Raw genomic sequence first — 21167 nt, forward strand, 5'->3', positions numbered from 1 at the left:
ATTCACTATGCCACTACACTGCTGCATCAGAAGAGTTTTACCCCTCAAGAATACCAAGGCAGTTTTTCGCTATCGATGCGTGAAAGCACCTTTGAGGTGTTCGCGTCGAAGATAAGCAAAATCACGACTGACCTCGCACCAAAAGCGAAGCTGAACATCTATTCGAAACAACAACTCGGCTTCGATGCTTTGCTGAGCGGCAAGGTCAACTTAATTTTGTTGCCTCATGATATTTCTCAACCGCCAACAGATAATAAAGAGTTAGTTTGGCAAACGATTCTGCCCGACGAGATGGTTTGTTTGATGGGTGCACACCATCCTCTTGCTCAACAAGAGCTGACGGTGGAAGGTTACTTAGATTATAAGCACATTGGAATTTTAGATAACGAGCTGTCACAACCTTACTTTGAGCAAAACTTAGTTCAATGCCACCAGCCGAGAGAGATGGCGATATCAGTAGCAGACTTTGGTGCTGCAGCCGTGCTTTGTCATCACACACCTTTCTTGTTCACCTCTTCAAAGCAATGGGCTGAGCATGCTAAACAAGCTCAGGACTTAGTGAGTAAGCCCTTGCCTTTTGATTACGGTAAAGTGGCGTATAGCTTGGTGTGGAACAAGCCCAACATGAACGATCAAGCGATCAAGTGGTTATGTGACTTGTTCTTAGAGGCTTAATATTTTTAGAAGCTTAACGTTCTTAGAAGCCTGATTGACCGACTAAACAACTTAGAGGCTAGGTATAAACCTCAGGGGTTTGCATCGGCCTTTGAACTATTGTGTAGAGCTTATCGTGAAAGCTCTGCATCTGTTGTTTGGTGCATTTAGGCCAATCTAACGCTTCGCCAATCACACCATGATGTTGAAATGCATTCAGTCGAATCTGAACATCACTTGGCAATCCTTTTAAGTAACGTCCCACTTGTTCAATCTCGTCCTCAAGGTCGCTTTTGTTCGGAATATGCAGTAACCGAACTTCATGTAACTTACCTTTCTCAGCCAAATAGTTAATGGTTTCAATCACTCGATGATTGCCTCTGCCGACCAACCATTGGTGTGTCTCTGATTGCCAAGATTTTAGGTCAATCATCGCGCCATCAAGATAAGGTAATACCTTCTCCCACCCTTGTTTTGGCAATGAACCATTACTATCGATAAAGCATGTGAGATGCGCGAGTTGAGCATCGCTTTTAATCGCTTCAAACAGTTCAATGATAAACGGCAGTTGTATGGTCGCTTCACCGCCCGAAACGGTAACCCCACTCAGAAAGAACTGGTTATATCTGACAAGCTCTAGTACTTCTGAAACCGTCATCGTGGTGATTTTCGGACTCGATTTATGACCACAAACATCAATACACTGGTCACAATTGGTGCAAGCCACCGGATCCCATATCACTTTGCCACCGACAGTACTCAAAGCACCACTTGGACACCCGCTAACGCAATCTCCACAATGGTTACAGTGGTTGATTGTGTGTGGGTTATGACAAGTTATACAGTCAAAATTGCAGCCCTGAAGAAACAGCACCAAGCGGTTTCCTGGGCCATCAACACAAGAAAAGGTCAGCACACGGCTGACCTTCGCTTGTTTTTCTGTCTTATTATTTTTAACCCTAGCCATTTGAGTTGTTAGATCAGAAATTTTCATAATTCACATTGTTCGTATTCGAAACACACAACACACGTTAAAGCTATTCGTACGTCGGCGACATCTCTAAGCTCGCCACGCGCGGTTTACGCTCTAATATGCCCGTGTTCTTCGCAGCTTCAGCACCCAAGAAGGTAGTATTGGTACGTGAACCTTGCTCGTCATACTTTGCAATGTCCGACAGCTTAATCATGTAACCCGTCACACGAACTAAATCGTTTGATGCCACGTTAGCCGTAAACTCACGGTAACCCGCTTGAATCGCCCCTTTACACAAGTTGAACATCGCTTCAGGGTTTGATTTCACTGTTTCGTCGATAGTCAGAATGTCACTGATACCCGACGTGTAGAATTTATGGTGACCCGCAGTCGCACGAACGTAAGACACAGGATCCGGTTCCGTACCGTAAGGAATACGCACACCAGGAGTTACGTCTTCATCTAAACTGATACCACCTTGAGCATGCAACAGAGCCTTACCTTCTAGCCCATATTTCACTTCAGAGCTTTCAACGATCTCAGCCAGCTTCTCAGAAATACGGTGACCAAGTTGATTAGCCTGTTCATCGTGGCCATAACGCCCTGCTTTGCCCTCTTTCTCCATCAAGATGTTGACCGCTTCTGCCATACCGTAAATACCAAACATTGGTGCGAAGCGATCTTCTTCAATCAGACCTTCTTTGGTCAGGAAGCCCTCGAAAAAGTTAGACTCTTCATGCAAGAAGCGACTGCGCGCGTTCATCAGTTCAACCATGATGCCACTGTAGTTCGGCAATACTTGTTGTAAGAAATCGACACTGTCCTCAGACTTCAACGCCACTTGCTTCAGGTTCATACGCACTAATGTGTTTGACCCCCCCGCTAAAGGCAGAGAGTTGTAGCAACTTACGATACCAAATCGCTTATCACCATAAGTAGCAGCGTGTGCTGGATAGTTCGCGATATGTGGTTTACTGCACTCACAGATGTTGCTCGCCGCATGACGAAGTAGATCATCAGGAGTCACAGCTGGGTCGTACATAAAAGTAAGGTTTGGCGCGATCTGCTTGAGCTCAGCATCGACACGCAAAATCGTGCGACAGATAATGTTGTCTGTCGGGCCAATATTCACATGCATAAACGCATCTGGCAGCGTGCGATCCAACATAATCCAGAACAGTTTAATCTTTTGGTAAACCTGTTCTTCCGATAACTCGCCAACGAATGGCATTAGCACATCATCCAGCTGACCAAGGTAAACCGGGATTGAAGTAACAGAAGGTACGTGGTGGTAAAGGATGGTAAGCATATTCAATGCTTCATCGAAATTAGTTGCCGCGCTAAGCTCTAAGTACTTTGAGCCTTGATGTAAGTATTTAGAATAATCTGGAAGTACATAGCGCGGCTTAAATGGTGCGTGCCCTTCAAACATGTCACACAGCACGCCTTGCTGTAAGGCTTGCTCTACTTCATTGCTTACCGGCATATACGGTAGGCTTGCTTCAGCTTCTAAGGCAAGATAGCTCGACTTCTGTTTTGGTGACAGGTTGGCATCTGAAATGATATTGCTAAAGCGTTGTTGTTGCTCTGAAAGTTGTGGAGAAGCAGATTGGTGGCTCATGTTTAAACCCTTAATATTGTTATGGGCTTATTTTATATCTCAGAGCTAAATTTCCACTAATGAAATCTACGCAAGACTATATTTCCAAAATGGAAATAATAAATCTATAAACTAGCGGTGTTGAGCTTTTCTATGAGCGAGATGGGAAATAGAGAAAACAGAGTTAATAATGAAGAAATGAGAAAGCGCTAACTCGTTCTGTTTAAAACAGTAGTGCGCAAAAGAGAAAACCCACATAACTGACCGTAACGTCGTTAATGTGGGTTTAGTATTTTAGGCATACACACTGTTACAGGTCAGGAAGCGCTTGTTTACGTCCAACACCCATTAGTACCTTTAACTCTCCTTGCGGAGTGTCAATCGAGAACGGTGTGGAGACTTCAACCACTGCAAAGCCCGCTGCACTCAAAACGTTTTCTGAACGCTGTTGGCTCACTCCGTAGTCTTGGCTGTCACTTTCTAAATGCCAATCCCAGTGTACAAACGTACCGTCGTTTTCAAGCAGCGTGTAAATCAGACTGACTGTGTCTTGTAGGTTCGGGATAAAACCACACACCGAAGAGGCTACCACGAGGTCAAACTGGTTTCTGAATGCTGGATGCTGCGCCGCAAGTCCGCGCGATAAAATATCAACTACCGGTTCAACATTAGGTAACTCTTTCTTATCTAACTCTTCAATCATCCCTTCAGAGATATCAAGTGCGATGATCTCTTTTGCTAAAGGAGATATTTTCTGGCTGAGTAGTCCTGTACCACACCCAAAATCAAGGACACGGGTTCCGTTTAAATCAACGAGCTGTGTTAACTGGTCAAATACGGACTGTGCGAATACTGCGGTTGCGGGATCTTTATCCCAGTCAACGGCGTACTCGTCCCATTGTTTCGCCATCATGGCCTCCATCTTTACTTCTTGTAGGTTCGGAACTTCCCCAGAGTAAACCAAATTAGTCAATTCGTCATAGAGTTATCATGCAAAGATGGACTATTTCTAAGATAGTCAGCACAATATTCAGATAATATGCACCAACCTCCGCTCAATATGGAAATGAAATGAACCTTTCTCAAGTCCAAGCCTTTTGTTCCGTTGCTGATTTAGGATCAGTTTCTGAAGCTGCACGTCAGTTAGAATGCAACCGAACCAAACTCAGCATGTCGATTAAAGCCTTGGAAAAAGAGTTAGATGTCGAGCTGTTCGTGCGCAGCGGAAACCACGTCGAACTTTCTGAAGCAGGCAAAGCGATTTATAAAGACTGCGAAGGTATGTTGGTGACAGCAGCGCGTATCAAACAAACCTGCTTACATGTCTCGGGCGAATTCAACGCGGAAATTTGGATTGCACGAGACGACTCCCTACCCGATGAAATGTGGCAGGACTTATCTCATGCGTTAAACAACAAGTACCCTTCTACCTCATTCAACTTCGTTCTCGCGTCGAGCGGCGATTTAGCTAACCTAGTTGAAACTCAGCAAGTCGACTTCGCATTTGGTGTCGATTACGAACGTGTCGATGACCCAAGAATAATCTACAACCCGCTTGGTAAAATTCGAATGATGTCGGTGTGTAAGAAAGGACATGATTTGAGCGTGATGCGCCGTGTGTCTGATGAAGTACTGAGAAATTCGATGCAAGCGACCATGGTTTATCTTAATGAAAAGGATAATCCTGAGCTTGAGCCCTTCTCGCGCCGTTACATCGGCTTCTCTAGCTTCGACTTTATGTTGGATACGATTTTACGTGAAGAGGCATGGGGCGTAATGCCAGAGCCATTGATTCGCCATTTGTTGCGTGAACAAGAGCTCGCCGTGATCAAACACACCTACGGCTTAACGCAAGAAGACTACTGTATGTTTACCGCAGCGGGCATGGCAGAACACCCAGGAATGAACTGGCTTGCTGATCAGCTCAGCGACTACTTGTTTGATTTCTAATTTTAGCTTGTTAGAAAACCATGACGTGATCCACCAAGTAACGCCCATCTTCTTCAACCAATACCATTTCAGCCACAAACTCGCCTTTGGCAATGGTGTACGCTTGCTTCCACACAAAAGCGATAGAGTCTGAGCGTCTAAACAACGCTACTTGTTCACGCTCAGCAAAAAAGCCATTACTGTGCTGATAATGGTGACACACCTTTTCTAAGTATTCTGGCGTAACAATGTCTTTCATCCTTTGAGTAAAGTCTCGACAGTGCTGTTCATGATCAACCTTAGTTGAACCGTCCATCAGGTTATCCATGATCGGGTTAGCAATCACCCACAACTCATTATCACTAATATCGTCAAACTTCATATCGATTCACTCCTTGTCCATCGCAACCAAATCTAAAAGACCAATAAGACCTCAGCGACTAATGTGTTTTAGTAATCATAAACGATCCTATTTCAGTTGCACATCATCCCTAAAAAACACTCAACGTCAACTTTATTGACACCCAAACTTCAACCTAAATCACTGAATTTTATCGATTTATATGTATTACTCAAATAGTACATATAAACGTCATCAGATAAAGTTTGTAAAGCTAGCTCAATATTAGAACAATGAAGTTATCAAAAACATCTGGAAAATATTATGTGTGACAGGAAAAGCCAAAACGAAAATCGAGTACTATTGTTCTCAGCCCTTTTAGCATCAGGCTTCGCAATTGGCGGATTGGTGTTGGGTCTTCTCGTTGGCTCTCTGGTCATAGTATTTGACGGTGTCTACTCTCTTATCAGCTTACTGTTAACTTTATTGTCACTAGCTGCCTCAAAATACATTAATCGCCCTTCAGACAGAGAATTCCCGTTTGGTCGAGCGATCATCGAGCCGATTGTTATTGCCATTAAGGCCGTTGTGATTCTGCTTGTAGTTAGTTATTCACTGTACTCTGCAATTGGCGCCCTAATGACGGGTGGTCGTGAAGTTGATGCTTCTATTGCAACTCTGTTTGGTATTTTCAACGTGTTGGGTTGTGGTTACGCTTGGTGGTACATCGCGAATAAGAGCAAACGTATTTCTTCAGGTCTGATTCAGGCTGAATCTAAGCAGTGGCAGATGGACACGCTATTGAGTGTCGCGGTAACAGCTGGTTTCGTAGCGGCTTGGTTGATGACTTTTTCTCCGCTTGCAGAATATGCGGTATATGCCGACCCAATGATGATGTTACTCATGTCTTTCTACTTCATCAAAGTGCCTTTCGATATGTTACGTGAAGCCATGCGCGAACTGCTTATGATGTCAGCGACCAAAGATATTTGTGATGCAGTAGATAAGAACGTTGTCGCGGTAGACAAAGAAGCAGATCAAGATTTGGAGCTAATGGGTGTGACGAAGGTTGGCCCAGAATTACGAATCAACGTTGATATTCATACCAACGATCAACAAGCGATTGCACTCGATGATATTGAACGTACGCGTCGCCAACTTAAGCGACGCCTATCTAAGATGCCATATGAGCTTCAACTGAACCTCAATATTGCGAGCTAACCCCTCACAAAAATTGGCAGAAAAACCAATTACGACTCAGATTGAACCTTTTTAGAAGCCGACGCATTTGCCGTCGGCTTTTCTCTTGTTACCCACCAGCAAGCCAGTGAGCCAACGGTTACCATACATACGCCTTGCCAAAACGTTATAGTCAACGACAAGCCTAAAATCACCGAAGAGAGTAACGTAGCGAAGATTGGCGTAAAGTACGACATAGTTGCCAAGAACACCATGTTGCCACCGAGAATCGCCGTGTTCCAAAGTGCATAGCCAGCGCCCATACAAGCACCAGCTAACGCTAAGTCAATCGCCGCACTCGTTGTCATCACCATGCCAGTTTCATCACTCAGCGCGTACTTGATCCACAGAGTGATCGCCGTTGCGATAAAGAACAGCACAATCGCATTCTGACCTTTAGCGACACGCTGGGTGTAGTTGCAGTAAACCGCCCAAATAATCGCACCGAAAAACGCCATAGAATAGGTTTTAGGGTTGGTCGCAATGTTGGCAGCAATTTGTTCAACTGACAGACCTTGGTCACCGCTGATACTCCAAGCCACACCAAAGAATGCCAAAAAGATACTTGGATAAACCAACCAGTTAATCTTCTTATCACTCAGCAGCACCGCAAACAACACTGTTAATGCTGGCCATAGGTAGTTGATTACGGCCATCTCTATCGCTTGATGTCGGCTATTTGCCATTCCTAACGCCAGAGCCAAGAAGATCTCATAACAAACAAATAAGGCGCCGCCGATCAGTAAGTAAGATTTAGAGAAGCGTGACAATTTCGGCAACCCCATAACGCAGACCAACAACAGCGAACTCACCGTGTAAAGGCTGGCAGCGCCACCAATTGGACCTAGATGTTCTGAAACACTGCGAGACAGAGCAATCAAGCAGCTCCACAGTAAAATGGCGATAATACCGTAGCAGCTATAACGATGAGATTTCAGCACGCCTCTTCCTTTATCTGTTTGTGGTCATCACTCTATAAGCTAAACCAAGTTTAAAATATTTGGCCGAGTACATTTTCGTACTCGGCCATCGGTTATTGATTTGCGAAAACTTAAGCGACTTACAAATATTGAGCAGTTTACAAAATAAACTATTTGTTGTTGCGTATTCGTTAGTGGCAGTCGTTATAGCCTAAGCCAATAGAAGCGCTTGTAAGTCAGCCAGTGACTTAACTTGATAATGAGGGTTGATACCCGCAGGCGTTGCCTTTTCTTGGCTGTTTAACCAACAAGTTTCGATACCAAAATCGAGTCCACCGAGAATATCTGAATGCGGGTTATCTCCAACCATCAACACTCTTTGCTTAGATGGAAACCCAACCAGCTTATGTGCATATTCGAAAATCTGAGCGTCCGGTTTAGCTACCCCTACCTCTTCAGAAATAATCACGTGATCAAAGTAATCCGTCATTCCTGTGCGCTCTAAACGGATTGACTGCAATTCTGTGAAACCGTTAGTGATGATGCCCATATTCACTTTGCCTTTTAAAGACTCCATCAACTCTTGTGCACCCGGTAATAATGAACAGATATCTGCCATCGCTGTTAAAAATGCACTGTTTAAAGCAGCCGTTGTTGTTTCTAGTTTCTCGGCCCAACTTTCGAAGCGGGTATGTTTCAGTTGGTCTGCGGTAATACGACCATCTTGGTAATCGACCCAAAGTGGCAAATTAACCTTTTGGTAAGCCGAATAATCTTGCTCGCTGAAATCTACTCCAAAACGAGAAAACATCAGCTTCATTCCTTGATAAGCATCAAAATGGAACAAGGTTTCATCTGCATCAAAGAATATCCAATCGTACTTCATTATCTGTCCTATTATTCGCGCTATCTAGCCGTGTTATTTTTGTTCTTTCTTAGCCTCAAAGGCTAAGTGTGCATTCTACTACCATTTTTGTGAGCCTGAATATAGTTCTAAGAATTTATAGAAAACAAGCAACAAGTAATGATGTATCGCAAATTTTGCCACATATTAAACCAATACCATACAAGAAACACACGTACTGTACCGGGAGGTACTATGAAGCACTTCTTACCCTCATCCGTCATGCTTACTCCGTTTCTTGTCAAATATTATGATGAAGAACCGCAAGCTTCTTCTGACGAATATAAAGAAGAGGAATCACCTGCTATAAATTCAGAAAATAAGCAAAAAGAACTAGCTAATGAATAAATAGCCAGTGAGTAATATCAGTATTTTATCTTTACGGCGATATATAGGGCTAGAATCAATCGACTCTTTAAGATCTATAAATGACAAAGATCACATCAAAAAACTATAAAAACGATTGCTATATGCGCCCTATCACACCTCATAGCCACAAAGTGGTACCTTGGGGCCGCTTTTGATTCAGATCAATGGTCGACCAGTTGTTTGCCGACACCATATAGGAAATTAAAAATCATAATTAATGGAGTTTTCCAATGTCTAGTGCTTTTTACATCCCTACAATTAACTTCATGGGAACAGGCTGCTTAAAGGATGCTGTTGATAGCATTCAGTCTCAAGGCTTTAAAAAGGGTCTTATCGTTACCGACAAAATCCTAAACCAAATCGGTATGGTTAAGCAGGTACAAGATCTTCTAAGTCAACGTGATGTTGACGCTGTCGTCTTCGATGGTACTCAACCAAACCCAACTATCACTAACGTGAACGACGGCCTTGAGCTTCTAACTGACAACGACTGTGACTTTGTTATCTCTCTTGGTGGTGGCTCTCCGCACGACTGTGCAAAAGGCATCGCTCTGGTTGCTTCTAACGGCGGCCAGATTGCAGATTACGAAGGCGTAGACCAATCTGAAAAACCGATGATGCCGCTTATTGCCATCAACACCACCGCTGGTACAGCTTCTGAAATGACACGTTTCTGCATCATTACGGATGAAGATCGTCACATTAAGATGGCTATCGTTGATAAGCACACAACACCGCTTATCTCAGTAAACGATCCTGAGTTGATGCTTGCTAAACCAGCATCACTGACTGCTGCAACGGGTATGGATGCGCTAACACACGCAATCGAAGCTTACGTTTCAATTGCAGCAACGCCAATCACTGACGCCGTCGCTATTAAAGCAATCGAACTTGTGCAAGCACACCTAAGAACGGCAGTGGCACACGGCGAAGACATTGAAGCTCGTGAACAGATGGCTTACGCACAGTTCATGGCAGGTATGGCTTTCAACAACGCTTCACTGGGTTACGTTCATGCTATGGCGCACCAACTGGGTGGCTTCTACGACCTGCCACACGGCGTATGTAACGCTATCTTGCTTCCACACGTTCAACGCTACAACGCGCAAGTTTGCCCAGAGCGTCTACGTGATGTTGCAAAAGCAATGGGTGTCAATGTTGAAGGTATGACAGCAGAGCAAGGCGCAGAAGCGGCGATCAACGCAATTGTTCAACTAGCAAACGATGTCAACATCCCAACAGGTATCGCACAGCTTGGTGCCAAACTTGAAGACATCCCGACTCTGTCTGATAACGCACTGAAAGATGCTTGTGGTTTCACTAACCCTAAACAAGCGACTCACGAAGAGATCTCGGCAATCTTCGAAGCGGCGATGTAATCTAGACAACTAGTTTTGTTAACCTTTCACGGTTAAACGCTTCTCTAAAAACCAAGAAATATAAACACAAACGGGCTCAACTTCTGAGTCCGTTTTCTTTTGTCTGTCTAATCTCTTTCAGATCTTTACCTTCCCCACGCCCTAGAACCGTTAATCAATAGCGACCCATCACGAAAAAGTCGCATTGTTGCGATCGCTTGGTTATAGTTAACCTATTGATATACAGAATAACAAACAGGTTCCATTGAGTCGTAGGATAGCTAGCACCTCATTATTGGCGTCACTCATTTCATACTCCGTTCAAGCAGAGGAACAAAATGAGTGTCACAGTCAGCCGTTAGAAGATGTCCCTGTCGAAAAGGCCTACCACTTCCTTAACAGTAAGTTTTGCCAACCCGCACTCTGGTTCGACAATTTCTTTGTAGATGACCGTATTACCGAAGATGCCAGAGCGGGTACGTCTGTGCGTTGGTATAACGATTTTATTTATTCTGAAGGCGGCGATGTCGACTACTCCACAAAACTCAAAGCGCGTTTACACCTTCCCTTTGTAAGTAAACGTCTCAAGTTGATTTACGAATCTGTTAGCGATGAAGAGTTTTTGGATTTTTTTCCGAAGGATTCTGATGAATTGGAGAGTGCATTAGGCCTGCGTTACGACGCTTACGCCAAAGGCTATAGCAGCTTCAACATTAAAGCGACATTACGCCCGCGCATCGAAGCTCGCTACCGTTTTACCTACCCACTCACTACGGATGCGGTATTCAGGTTTACCCAACGGGTATATCGAGAAAAGAAAGAAACTGGCGAAATCTCTGACATCGATTTTGATCTTTCTTTAAGTGATGATTTCTTAGCTCGATGGTCAAGTTTTGCAGGGTACAACAACGATCTGAAAGGATGGAACTATGGTACTGGGTTAACCTTATACCATTACCTTGCTCAAGACCAAGCACTTCAATATAGCGCCACGATTAATGCAACGGATGAGCCTCATAATCACTACGAATACGCTCAGGTTTCGATTACCTACCGGCAAAATGTATGGAAAGAGTGGTTGTTCTATGAGCTCATTCCTCGTTATCAATGGGAACGAGAACCCTACGAGAAGCATATCGAAGAAGCCAACATAACCCTTCGGCTTGAAGTGCTTTTCAACAATGTTTAATCCAATAATGTTTAGCCCAGTAATATCCAGTTCACCAACATCGAAGCTCAACTAGGCCTAGTTAGTATTTGTTAGAAGAGCATCGAGAGATAACAACGGAGGCACAAAAAAGCACATCCTGCGATGTGCTTATTAAGTTCAATCAGGCTGAGAGTGTAAGCTTAACCTTTGTAATTTCTTACTCGTGCCGCTTCTGCTTCACGCTTATCAACAACCGTCTTACCGATTGGCGCTAGCGAGATAACTGCTAATTTAAGGTGTTGAATAGCAAATGGAATACCGATAATGGTAATGAAACACGCCACTGCTGACATGATGTGACCAATCGCAAGCCAGATTCCCGCAAACAAGAACCAAATAACGTTACCAATCACACCTAGCGGACTCGTGCCAATATCCATTTCATTGGTCAGTTCATCACGCGAAATCGCTTCCTGACCAAATGGGAAGAATGAGAAATTACCCATAACAAAACACGCTCTACCCCATGGAATACCAACGATGGTTAGGAATGCGAGCAGTCCGAAGAACCACCACGCCAGCCCCATAAATACACCACCGAACAGAAACCAAATGATGTTTCCTATTGTTTTCATTCTGTATTCTCCAAATCTTTGAATGCTGTTTATTTTACATGCCAAGTGAGGCAATACTTTTTCTAATAGGTTCATTATTGTTGAACCTTTATGAACCGTTTATGAATCACTTACATTTTATGTGATTGATATACGCCACGGTTCTCTAAATCCACATAGGGCTAAACCCATTTATTTGATACCATACACTCAGATTTTTAGTACCAAAAAGCTAAACAGACACGACAACCACTTTAAGGCCGAATTTATGAATAACACTGAGCAACCTAAAAAGAAAATGAAAAACTGGGTGCCAATCGTCTTCTTCGGAGTTCTTAGCACAGTTCCAGTGTTCATGTTCTTAGTCGACGTGTACATCAACCAGTATATGTAACACAGCCTATCGTTACGTCTTAATAAATGGATACCGGACCAATTTCCTGTATCCATTAGATCCGTTCTTCTGCGATCAACTCTTCCGTAATCAAATAAGCTCTTCGTTTATTAAATCAAGAATGTCGATCAGCTCATGATCAGGCAAATTCAATAAGTTATCACCCACATACCATTCAATCTTACATTGGTTTGGCAATTCGCTAATCGCTGGGTTTCCTATCCAAATCTTGTGCTTCTTCGCGATGTTGTCTCGCACAATAATGCCGTCTTCGTAGCTCACTGGTAAGTACAGGTGAAGCATATTGACCTGCGGTTGCTGCGGGTTAACGGTGAACTGAGGGTAATCTTGCAGTATTTGATACACCTGTTTGGTGCGCTCAAATAAAGCAGGCATCAGTTCTAATCGCTCATCAAACTGCATCGCTGCTGAAACCACATAAGGCGTTCGGTGATACACATTACCACCTTGACGCTTCATCCACGCCGATGCTTTCGCTACAAAGGCTTTATCGCCCAGCAGTAATGAACCACCAAGCCCATTAAGACCTTTATACAACGAGACATAGGCGCTATCGAAACCCTCAGCAATTTCACTGTATGGCTTTTGGTAATACGCACCACACTCCCACAAACGCGCACCGTCCATATGAAGGTGAATCGATTGTTCTTTGCAGTATTGCTTGATCGCTTCAAGCTCTTCCCACTCTGGTAATTGGCCGCCAATTTCACGCATCGGCAATTCATATAGAGCGGCTGCTATCTCATCTGGCCACGCCTTTAAATCATCAACATTCCAAGTACGAAATACATTACCAACAGGAAGCACGTTGAAACGATTTTGGAGCTGATACCCTTGGCGTTCATGACGCATGATATGGCTCGACTCATGCATCGCTACCACTGGGTTTCTTTTCTCTTGGCACGCGATTTCTAACGCTGTTGGTTGGTTCATGGTACCGGTAATCACAAACACGGCAGCTTCATAGCCAAGCAGTTCTGCGACCTTGTTTTCAAAGCTTTCGATAAATTCGCCATCACCGTAAATATCATGGCTCACATTATGTGTTTCACACCATTCAGCCATCTGAGCGAATGTTTGTGCGGGTGTCGGTTCTAGGTGACCAGAAAGCAACAAATCACATTGTTGACGCAAGTCCATGCTCATAGTTTTTTCCTTTATTCATTATCGTTCTATGTAGGGTTATTGCATTATTTACGTTACCCACCAACGGTGACATAAAATGCCCATATTCGCTTTTACTATTCTTGAATAATTAGTTTTACTCAGTCATCGGCTACTTGCCCCTAAAATACACAAAATAGCTGACGCTCTATATAATTAAACACAGAAATACACTCGTATCTAAATAGAGAAGTATGGGCCAATTCGTTGTTGTTCAACCATTCTTCTATTATTGTATATCTATAATTCCAATAAATTTTATTCGTTAATGAACAATGAGGGCTATATGTCGAAAAATCGAGTCTTGGTGCTATTCGCCCATCCTTCTCAACATCGTTCTGAAGCAAACAAACCCTTATTTGAACAAGCTAAACGCATTGAAGGCGTTACCTGCGTCGACCTCTATGCCGAGTATCCGACATTCAAAATTAATATCGACCGTGAACAGAAACGCCTGTTAGACCATGACATCATCATTTTTCAATTCCCTTTGTATTGGTACTCAACACCGGCGATTCTGAAAGAGTGGCAAGACCTTGTTCTTGAATACGGCTTTGCCTACGGTACCGATGGCAACGAACTACAAGGCAAGAATTTGTTATGCAGCATCACTGCAGGGGGCAAAAAAGACGCTTACCAAAGTGATGGCTACAACCATTTCACTATTCGCGAACTGCTTCACCCAATTGAACAGACCGCTTCATTGTGTGGGATGACCTATCTCGCGCCATTTGCACTATTCGGCTCACGTACCGCTTTGGAAGAAAACCGCATCCAAGAGCATGTAGATAGCTATAAAGTGCTGTTAGAGGCGCTGGTTGCCGGCGAGATCAATATCAAGAAAGCCAGCAAGGCAGAAAAACTAAACCACTATGTAGATGAACTAATGGCAGAGGTTAAATAATGACGGGATATTTTCTACAAGCATTTATCTACTTAGTTGCAGCAGTCATTGCCGTACCAATTGCTAAAAGACTGGGCCTTGGTTCTGTATTGGGCTACCTCATAGCCGGTGTTGTGATTGGTCCAATTATTGGCTTAGTGGGTGAAGAGACCACAACCATTCAACACTTTGCCGAATTTGGTGTGGTTATGATGCTGTTCTTAGTCGGCCTTGAACTTGAGCCTAAGATGCTTTGGGCAATGAGAAACCGACTAATGGGGCTAGGTGGTCTGCAAGTTGGTGGCACGACCGCGATTGTAATGGGTATTGCCCTATTCTTCGGCCAGCCTTGGACGATCGCGTTAACTATCGGTTTGATCTTCGCACTGTCATCAACAGCGATTGTTCTGCAAACGTTTAACGAGAAAGGGTTATCTAAGACGGAAGGCGGCAAGAACGCTTTCTCGGTGTTACTGTTCCAAGATATTGCCGTCATTCCTATGTTGGCATTCATTCCTCTGTTAGCGCTACCAGAATTAATCGAAGCTGCACAAAGCGCGGTCGCTTCAGCTTCAGATCACCACGAAGAGCTTAGTCTTGTTGCTGACTTGCCTGGTTGGGCTTATGGCTTAGTGATCACGGCATCTATCGCGATTGTTGTTGTCGGTGGGCACTTTTTGAGTCGTCCGTTATTCCGCTTTGTTGCGAGCTCGGGCCTGCGTGAAATTTTTACGGCAACCGCACTGATGTTGGTGATTGGTATTGCTGCACTGATGAGCTTGGTCGGGCTATCACCCGCTTTAGGTACCTTCCTTGCGGGTGTGGTATTGGCGAACAGTGAATTCCGCCACGAACTTGAGTCTAATATTGACCCGTTTAAAGGACTGCTACTTGGCTTGTTCTTTATTACCGTAGGTGCGGGCATCAACTTTGATGTGCTGTTCAACGACTTTGGTTTGATCATTGGCCTCACTCTTGGCGTTATGCTTCTCAAAGCCTTGGTGCTATTTACACTGGCGTTAGTCTTCAAAATCAAAAACAGTGACCGTTGGCTATTTACATTGAGCTTGGCGCAAGCCGGTGAGTTTGGATTTGTACTACTGAGCTTCTCGGCTCAAAACCACGTGTTACCTGCTGACATCGTTCAAACGCTGTCGTTGGTTGTGGCACTTTCAATGTTCCTAACACCAGGGTTATTCATTCTATTTGATAAAGTGATTCTTCCTCGCTACGAGCAAAAATCAAACGACCGTGAAGAAGATACCATCGAAGAAAAAGGAACCGTTATCATTGCTGGTATCGGTCGATTCGGTCAGATCGTCAACCGATTGCTGGTATCAAACGATGTTAAAACCGTCGTTCTAGACCATCAAGCGAATCAAGTAGACGTGTTGCGATCTATCAATATCAAATCCTATTTTGGTGATGCGACTCGTCACGATTTATTGCATACCGCTGGAATCGAAGAAGCCGCCATGCTTGTTGTGGCTATCGACAACCCAGATTCAAGCGTGGAATTGGTGAAGTATGTAAAACACACCTACCCTAATGTGAAAATCTTGGCTCGCGCATTCGACCGTGGTCATAGTTACCGCTTAAGAGAAGCTGGCGCTGATTTTGTGGAATCAGAAACGTATCACTCAGCACTTGAAATGGGCGCACAGGCCTTACGTTCGTTAGGTCATCACCCATTCTTCGTCGAGCAACAAAAATCGACGTATCAGCGTGTTGAGAGCCGTAAGTCTGAAAAGCTTTACCAAGCTTGGTCTGAAGCGGAAGAGAACCCACGCTACGACAACAACTACCGTCAAATTTTCATTCACCTCGAAGAAGCAATGAAAGAAGACATGAAGAAAGATCGTTCAGACAAACACTCTCACTCAGAACGAGGTTGGACACCACCACCGAAAGGCTATGCAGATTGCTTTGAAGAAGATGAATGCTAGGAAATTGTTCTAAACGTATCAAAAAGCGGCTTTTAAGCCGCTTTTCTTTATTTCCCTCTCTACAAAAATCACCTATCACTACCAATCATTACTCCTGATGCAGGTAATCTCACTAATTTATGTGATCTACTTATAATTTTTAATTTCTCTTAACTACGCAAAAACGAGTTCATTTTTTACATTTTTGAAACATTCAAACCCCACATAAACCATGCTATAAAAGCGGATATTTATGCGATCGCTCTATTCTAGAAGCTATCAACGTGTTTTATAGCGACCATTTTCTAAGGGTTGAATTGTATTGCATATATCAAAAACCAACGGACATGCCATCTCAGACCAATTCACCACACCAATAACTTGCGCTGTGAATTCACAAATCACAGCCAACAAAATTAACATAAGCATTTCAAAATGTGTCTATGGTTACAATTTGTAACGAATAGCAGTTGTAGGTATAGTCCTGCACTTCAAAAAGTGAGGCGTTTGCGCTCACCTTAAAGGAGATATAATAATGATCACTAATGATGCCGTAATTATGGGCATGTTAGCTGTTATTCTTGGCGGTGTATTTATCACGGAAAGTAGCCAAAACAGCGCACTAAAAAAATTCTACTCGTTCGTTCCGGGTCTATTACTCTGTTACTTCGTTCCTTCGCTATTAAACAGCTTTGGCATCATTGATGCTTCAAACTCGAAGCTATACTTTGTGGCAAGCCGCTACCTACTACCAGGTGCATTAGTTCTTCTGATCATTTCAGCAGATCTTCGTAAAATCTTCGGGCTTGGTTCTAAAGCCGTTATCATGTTCTTGACGGGTACTGTCGGCATCATCATTGGTGGCCCACTGGCTATTCTGATTATCGACCAAGTTAACCCTGACCTTGTATCTGGCGACGTATGGCGCGGACTAACAACGGTAGCTGGTTCTTGGATTGGTGGTGGCGCGAACCAAGCCGCGATGAAAGAAGTGTTCGAGGTTGACGACCAACTGTTCTCAGCAATGATCACCGTTGACGTTATCTGTGCAAATATCTGGATGGCAGTGCTGCTTGTTATGGCAGGCCGCCAGAAGAAGATTGACGCATGGCTGAAAGCAGACACATCATCTATTGATGAACTAAAAGTGACGGTATCAAAATACCAAGAAGAGAACGCTCGCCCTACCACCACAACCGATCTAATGAAGATCACTGCTATCGCATTTGGTCTAACGGGTTTAGCTCACTACTTCAGTGACATGATTGCACCATGGATCTCAACCAACGCACCAGAGCTTGCAAAATACAGCTTAACATCTGGCTTCTTTTGGTTAATTGTCATGGTGACAACGTTCGCGTTGATCGCTTCGTGCTTCAAATCGACACGTAGCCTTGAGCACAGCGGCGCATCAAAAGTAGGTTCAGCATTCATCTACATTCTTGTCGCAACTATCGGTATGCAAATGGATGTGACAGCTATCCTAGACAACCCTGGTTACTTCTTCATTGGTATCACATGGTTAACCATCCATGCCCTTCTAATGATAGTGATGGCGAAACTGATCCGTGCTCCACTGTTCTTTATGGCTGTAGGTAGCCAAGCCAACGTAGGTGGCGCTGCATCAGCTCCTATCGTTGCTGCCGCTTTCCACCCAGCATTGGCACCAGTAGGTATCCTAATGGCGGTACTGGGTTACGCACTCGGTACATACGGTGCTTACATTTGTGGTCTCATCATGCAGGTTGCAGCTGGCTGATAGAAGCGTTTCAATCTAATGACACACAAGGCTGAACGAAGAGCGTTCAGCCTTTTTCATTTCTGCTCTTCCACTCTTAGATTAGTCAAATAAAGACGCCAGTTTATTTTCCACCACTGGGCTGATATTAAAGCTCAACATAAAATCTGGACGCGTTTCTTCGTCTTTCTCAAGATAATAGTTCGCTTCAATACCAAATTTCCAAGGGCGCCCATTCAGAACCGTTGTTTTGCTCACACTGATATTTAACGGAATTTCCGCCTGACCATTATTCCAGTCGTACGAGAATGTCGGTGCTGAGCCTACCGTCCAACCACCACCCAAAATCTCTACCCAAAAGACTTGCGTTGATGTCTTGTTGATTCGAGTATCAGAATAATCGGCTCCGTCTCCAGAAACACCATACAAGCGGTTTACAAGCCATGAGCCCTCTCTTCAATAGTCAAAACAATAAGGTGTAACTGCTTATTAACTATTTTAGAGATTACAGCGCAGCAAAATGGCCATTAAGTGACAGAGAGATGATTTGATCATTCGTAGAATTTAGATACAAAAATGCCCCAAATTTCTTTGAGGCATTTAGATTTTGGAATTAACTCAGGGTTTCCCCTATCAGCTTATTCCCAATCAAGAATTACTTTACCAGACATACCAGAGCGCATCATGTCGAAGCCTGCTTGGAAATCGTCTACTTTGTAGTGGTGAGTAATGATTGGTGTTAGATCTAGGCCAGACTGGATTAGTGAAGCCATCTTGTACCAAGTTTCGAACATCTCACGACCGTAGATACCTTTGATAACCAAGCCTTTAAAGATAACTTGGTTCCAATCTACTGCCATGTCTGATGGTGGAATACCTAGTAGAGAGATCTTACCGCCGTGGTTCATGTTAGTCAGCATGCTGTTGAACGCAGATGGGTTACCAGACATTTCTAGGCCTACATCGAAGCCTTCAGTCATGCCAAGCTCTGACATTACGTCTTCAAGCTTCTCTTCCATCACGTTTACTGCGCGAGTCACACCCATTTTCTTAGCAAGATCTAGGCGGTATTCGTTTACATCAGTAATGACAACGTGACGAGCACCAACGTGCTTAGCAACCGCTGCAGCCATGATACCGATTGGGCCAGCACCAGTAATTAGCACGTCTTCGCCTACTAGGTCGAAAGAAAGCGCTGTGTGTACTGCGTTACCAAACGGGTCAAAGATTGATGCTAGATCATCAGAGATTTCTGCCGGGATCTTAAATGCGTTGAACGCAGGGATCACAAGGAACTCAGAGAACGCACCAGTGCGGTTTACACCAACACCTGTTGTGTTACGACAAAGGTGAGTACGGCCGCCACGACAGTTACGACAGTGACCACATGTGATGTGACCTTCGCCAGATACACGGTCGCCGATTTCAAAACCACGAACTTCTTGGCCGATGCCAACAACTTCACCTACGTATTCGTGACCTACTACCATAGGCACTGGGATTGTGTTTTGTGACCACTCATCCCAGTTGTAGATGTGTACGTCTGTACCACAGATTGCGGTTTTCTTAATACGGATAAGAAGATCATTATGACCCATTTCAGGTTTTTCAACCTCGGTCATCCAAATGCCTTCTTCAGGCTTAAGTTTAGAAAGTGCTTTAATTTTCATAATGTTACCTAGTTCATCTCGCCTAACTGTAAGGCGAGAATCAAAAATCTATATGTTCTACAAGGTGTTGCTCTATCTAATTAAAGGATGCACATGGCACCTCTTTAAAATTAGATGATCCCCATGTCTTTACCAACTTGGATGAACGCATCGATTGCGCGGTCTAGTTGCTCACGAGAGTGTGCAGCAGACATTTGTGTACGGATACGAGCTTGACCTTTTGGTACTACAGGGAAAGAGAAACCTACAACGTAGATGCCTTTCTCTAGTGCGCGTTCTGCGAATTCAGCCGCTACTTTCGCATCGCCCAGCATGATTGGGATGATTGCATGGTCAGCACCGCCCATTGTGAAACCAGCTTCTTCCATGCGAGTACGGAAGTGAGCAGAGTTTTCCCATAAAGTTGTACGTAGGTCGCCAGATTCCGCTAAAAGATCTAGAACGCGGATAGACGCTGATACGATTGCAGGTGCAACAGAGTTAGAGAATAGGTACGGACGAGAACGCTGACGTAACCAGTCGATCACTTCTTTCTTACCAGACGTGTAACCGCCTGAAGCGCCGCCCATTGCTTTACCAAGCGTACCTGTGATGATGTCGATACGGTCAACAACGTTGTGGAACTCGTGAGTACCCGCGCCGTTTTCGCCCATGAAGCCAACTGCGTGAGAGTCATCAACCATTACTAGTGCGTCGTACTTGTCAGCAAGGTCACAGATAGCAGGAAGGTTAGCAACTACGCCGTCCATTGAAAACACACCGTCAGTTACGATTAGTGTATGACGAGCGCCAGCTTCTTTAGCAGCGATAAGTTGCTGCTCTAGCTCTTCCATGTTGTTGTTCGAGTAACGGAAACGCATTGCTTTACACAGACGAACGCCATCGATGATAGATGCGTGGTTTAGTGCGTCAGAGATGATTGCGTCTTCTTTACCTAGAATCGTTTCGAACAAACCTGCGTTTGCATCAAAACAAGATGTGTAAAGGATAGTGTCTTCTTTACCTAAGAACGTAGAAAGCTTTTGCTCTAGTTCTTTGTGAGAATCTTGTGTACCACAGATGAAACGTACTGAAGCCATACCAAAACCGTGCTGATCCATACCGCCTTTCGCAGCTTCGATAAGCTCAGGGTGGTTAGCAAGACCTAAGTAGTTGTTTGCACAGAAGTTTAGCACTTCTTCACCCGTCGAGATAGAAACCGCTGCTTTTTGTGCAGAAGTGATAATACGCTCAGACTTGTAAAGACCTTCTTCTTTAACTTCTTCGATTTGAGTTTGAATCTGTTGGTAAAATGCAGAAGACATTGTCTCATTCCTTCCTAG

At 44.0% G+C, this 21167-nt stretch carries 20 protein-coding genes and 1 pseudogene; 10 read left to right on the forward strand and 11 right to left on the reverse strand.

Annotated features, from left to right (window positions below):
- Positions 1–675: LysR substrate-binding domain-containing protein (locus tag BCT34_RS14210; RefSeq protein ID WP_102305858.1), on the forward strand; the 675-nt coding region annotated here is incomplete at its 5' end.
- Positions 676–733: 58 nt separating this feature from the next.
- Here the strand turns inward: BCT34_RS14210 and BCT34_RS14215 are convergent.
- The 3 genes from BCT34_RS14215 to BCT34_RS14225 form a co-directional block, all read right to left on the reverse strand.
- On the reverse strand, positions 734–1648 hold the full coding sequence (locus tag BCT34_RS14215) for a YjjW family glycine radical enzyme activase (protein ID WP_076650616.1): 915 nt from the start codon (positions 1646–1648) through the stop codon (positions 734–736).
- A 43-nt stretch (positions 1649–1691) separates the two neighbouring features.
- A complete protein-coding gene (locus BCT34_RS14220) occupies positions 1692–3248 on the reverse strand; it encodes a YjjI family glycine radical enzyme (protein ID WP_076650617.1) in 1557 nt (518 codons plus the stop codon).
- Positions 3249–3537: 289 nt separating this feature from the next.
- Positions 3538–4137, reverse strand: a complete 600-nt coding sequence (locus tag BCT34_RS14225; protein ID WP_076650618.1) for a methyltransferase — start codon at positions 4135–4137, stop codon at positions 3538–3540.
- A gap of 161 nt (positions 4138–4298) precedes the next feature.
- Between BCT34_RS14225 and BCT34_RS14230 the strand changes: the two genes are divergently transcribed.
- A complete protein-coding gene (locus BCT34_RS14230) occupies positions 4299–5177 on the forward strand; it encodes a LysR family transcriptional regulator (RefSeq protein WP_076650620.1) in 879 nt (292 codons plus the stop codon).
- A 10-nt stretch (positions 5178–5187) separates the two neighbouring features.
- Here the strand turns inward: BCT34_RS14230 and BCT34_RS14235 are convergent, their stop codons facing one another.
- The gene (locus BCT34_RS14235) at positions 5188–5538 is read right to left on the reverse strand and encodes a hypothetical protein (RefSeq protein WP_052880051.1); all 351 of its coding nucleotides are present in this window, start codon (positions 5536–5538) and stop codon (positions 5188–5190) included.
- A 282-nt stretch (positions 5539–5820) separates the two neighbouring features.
- Between BCT34_RS14235 and BCT34_RS14240 the strand changes: the two genes are divergently transcribed.
- Positions 5821–6717 carry a cation diffusion facilitator family transporter gene (locus BCT34_RS14240; RefSeq protein WP_076650621.1) on the forward strand — a complete coding sequence of 299 codons (897 nt, stop codon included), beginning with the start codon at positions 5821–5823 and terminating at the stop codon, positions 6715–6717.
- A 29-nt stretch (positions 6718–6746) separates the two neighbouring features.
- On the opposite strand, the gene yddG is transcribed toward BCT34_RS14240, so the two are convergent.
- Positions 6747–7676 (reverse strand): aromatic amino acid DMT transporter YddG, encoded by a 930-nt coding sequence (gene yddG, locus BCT34_RS14245; RefSeq protein WP_076650622.1) that lies wholly within the window; start codon positions 7674–7676, stop codon positions 6747–6749.
- Between the two features lie 190 nt (positions 7677–7866).
- Entirely contained in the window at positions 7867–8541 is a 675-nt protein-coding gene (gene yjjG / locus BCT34_RS14250; RefSeq protein WP_076650623.1) for a pyrimidine 5'-nucleotidase, read from the reverse strand.
- Between the two features lie 213 nt (positions 8542–8754).
- Here yjjG and BCT34_RS24445 point away from each other — a divergent pair, with 213 nt between their 5' ends.
- The 3 genes from BCT34_RS24445 to BCT34_RS14260 all read left to right on the forward strand — a co-directional run bounded on the left by BCT34_RS24445 (position 8755) and on the right by BCT34_RS14260 (position 11475).
- Entirely contained in the window at positions 8755–8907 is a 153-nt protein-coding gene (locus BCT34_RS24445; protein ID WP_165690276.1) for a hypothetical protein, read from the forward strand.
- A 251-nt stretch (positions 8908–9158) separates the two neighbouring features.
- Complete coding sequence (yiaY, locus tag BCT34_RS14255; protein WP_076650625.1) at positions 9159–10307, forward strand: L-threonine dehydrogenase; 1149 nt, start codon at positions 9159–9161, stop codon at positions 10305–10307.
- Positions 10308–10551: 244 nt separating this feature from the next.
- Positions 10552–11475, forward strand: coding sequence for a hypothetical protein (locus BCT34_RS14260; RefSeq protein ID WP_076650627.1), 924 nt, complete (start codon positions 10552–10554; stop codon positions 11473–11475).
- Between the two features lie 161 nt (positions 11476–11636).
- On the opposite strand, the gene BCT34_RS14265 is transcribed toward BCT34_RS14260, so the two are convergent.
- On the reverse strand, positions 11637–12071 hold the full coding sequence (locus BCT34_RS14265; protein ID WP_004730224.1) for a YccF domain-containing protein: 435 nt from the start codon (positions 12069–12071) through the stop codon (positions 11637–11639).
- A 247-nt stretch (positions 12072–12318) separates the two neighbouring features.
- Here BCT34_RS14265 and BCT34_RS24750 point away from each other — a divergent pair, with 247 nt between their 5' ends.
- Positions 12319–12444 (forward strand): hypothetical protein, encoded by a 126-nt coding sequence (locus tag BCT34_RS24750; protein ID WP_008218887.1) that lies wholly within the window; start codon positions 12319–12321, stop codon positions 12442–12444.
- Between the two features lie 90 nt (positions 12445–12534).
- On the opposite strand, the gene BCT34_RS14275 is transcribed toward BCT34_RS24750, so the two are convergent.
- Positions 12535–13611: a beta-eliminating lyase-related protein gene (locus tag BCT34_RS14275; protein ID WP_076650629.1), complete on the reverse strand. Its 1077-nt coding sequence runs from the start codon at positions 13609–13611 to the stop codon at positions 12535–12537.
- 304 nt (positions 13612–13915) lie between these two features.
- Between BCT34_RS14275 and BCT34_RS14280 the strand changes: the two genes are divergently transcribed.
- From BCT34_RS14280 to BCT34_RS14290, 3 genes are all read left to right on the forward strand, one after another.
- Positions 13916–14533, forward strand: coding sequence for an NAD(P)H-dependent oxidoreductase (locus BCT34_RS14280; protein ID WP_076650630.1), 618 nt, complete (start codon positions 13916–13918; stop codon positions 14531–14533).
- Positions 14533–16458: a monovalent cation:proton antiporter-2 (CPA2) family protein gene (locus BCT34_RS14285; protein WP_076650631.1), complete on the forward strand. Its 1926-nt coding sequence runs from the start codon at positions 14533–14535 to the stop codon at positions 16456–16458. The genes BCT34_RS14280 and BCT34_RS14285 overlap by 1 nt, the downstream gene beginning before the upstream one ends.
- A gap of 514 nt (positions 16459–16972) precedes the next feature.
- Entirely contained in the window at positions 16973–18196 is a 1224-nt protein-coding gene (locus BCT34_RS14290) for a DUF819 family protein (RefSeq protein WP_076650633.1), read from the forward strand.
- An 81-nt stretch (positions 18197–18277) separates the two neighbouring features.
- Here BCT34_RS14290 and BCT34_RS14295 read toward each other — a convergent pair.
- The 3 genes and pseudogenes from BCT34_RS14295 to BCT34_RS14305 all read right to left on the reverse strand — a co-directional run.
- Positions 18278–18604, reverse strand: a pseudogene (locus BCT34_RS14295) (hypothetical protein); the annotation flags it as partial.
- A gap of 209 nt (positions 18605–18813) precedes the next feature.
- Positions 18814–19845, reverse strand: a complete 1032-nt coding sequence (gene tdh, locus BCT34_RS14300) for an L-threonine 3-dehydrogenase (protein ID WP_076650635.1) — start codon at positions 19843–19845, stop codon at positions 18814–18816.
- A gap of 110 nt (positions 19846–19955) precedes the next feature.
- Positions 19956–21149, reverse strand: coding sequence for a glycine C-acetyltransferase (locus BCT34_RS14305; protein ID WP_076650636.1), 1194 nt, complete (start codon positions 21147–21149; stop codon positions 19956–19958).
- Positions 21150–21167 lie beyond the last annotated feature (18 nt).

Source organism: Vibrio sp. 10N.261.45.E2, assembly GCF_002875705.1.
Taxonomy (GTDB): Bacteria; Pseudomonadota; Gammaproteobacteria; order Enterobacterales; family Vibrionaceae; genus Vibrio.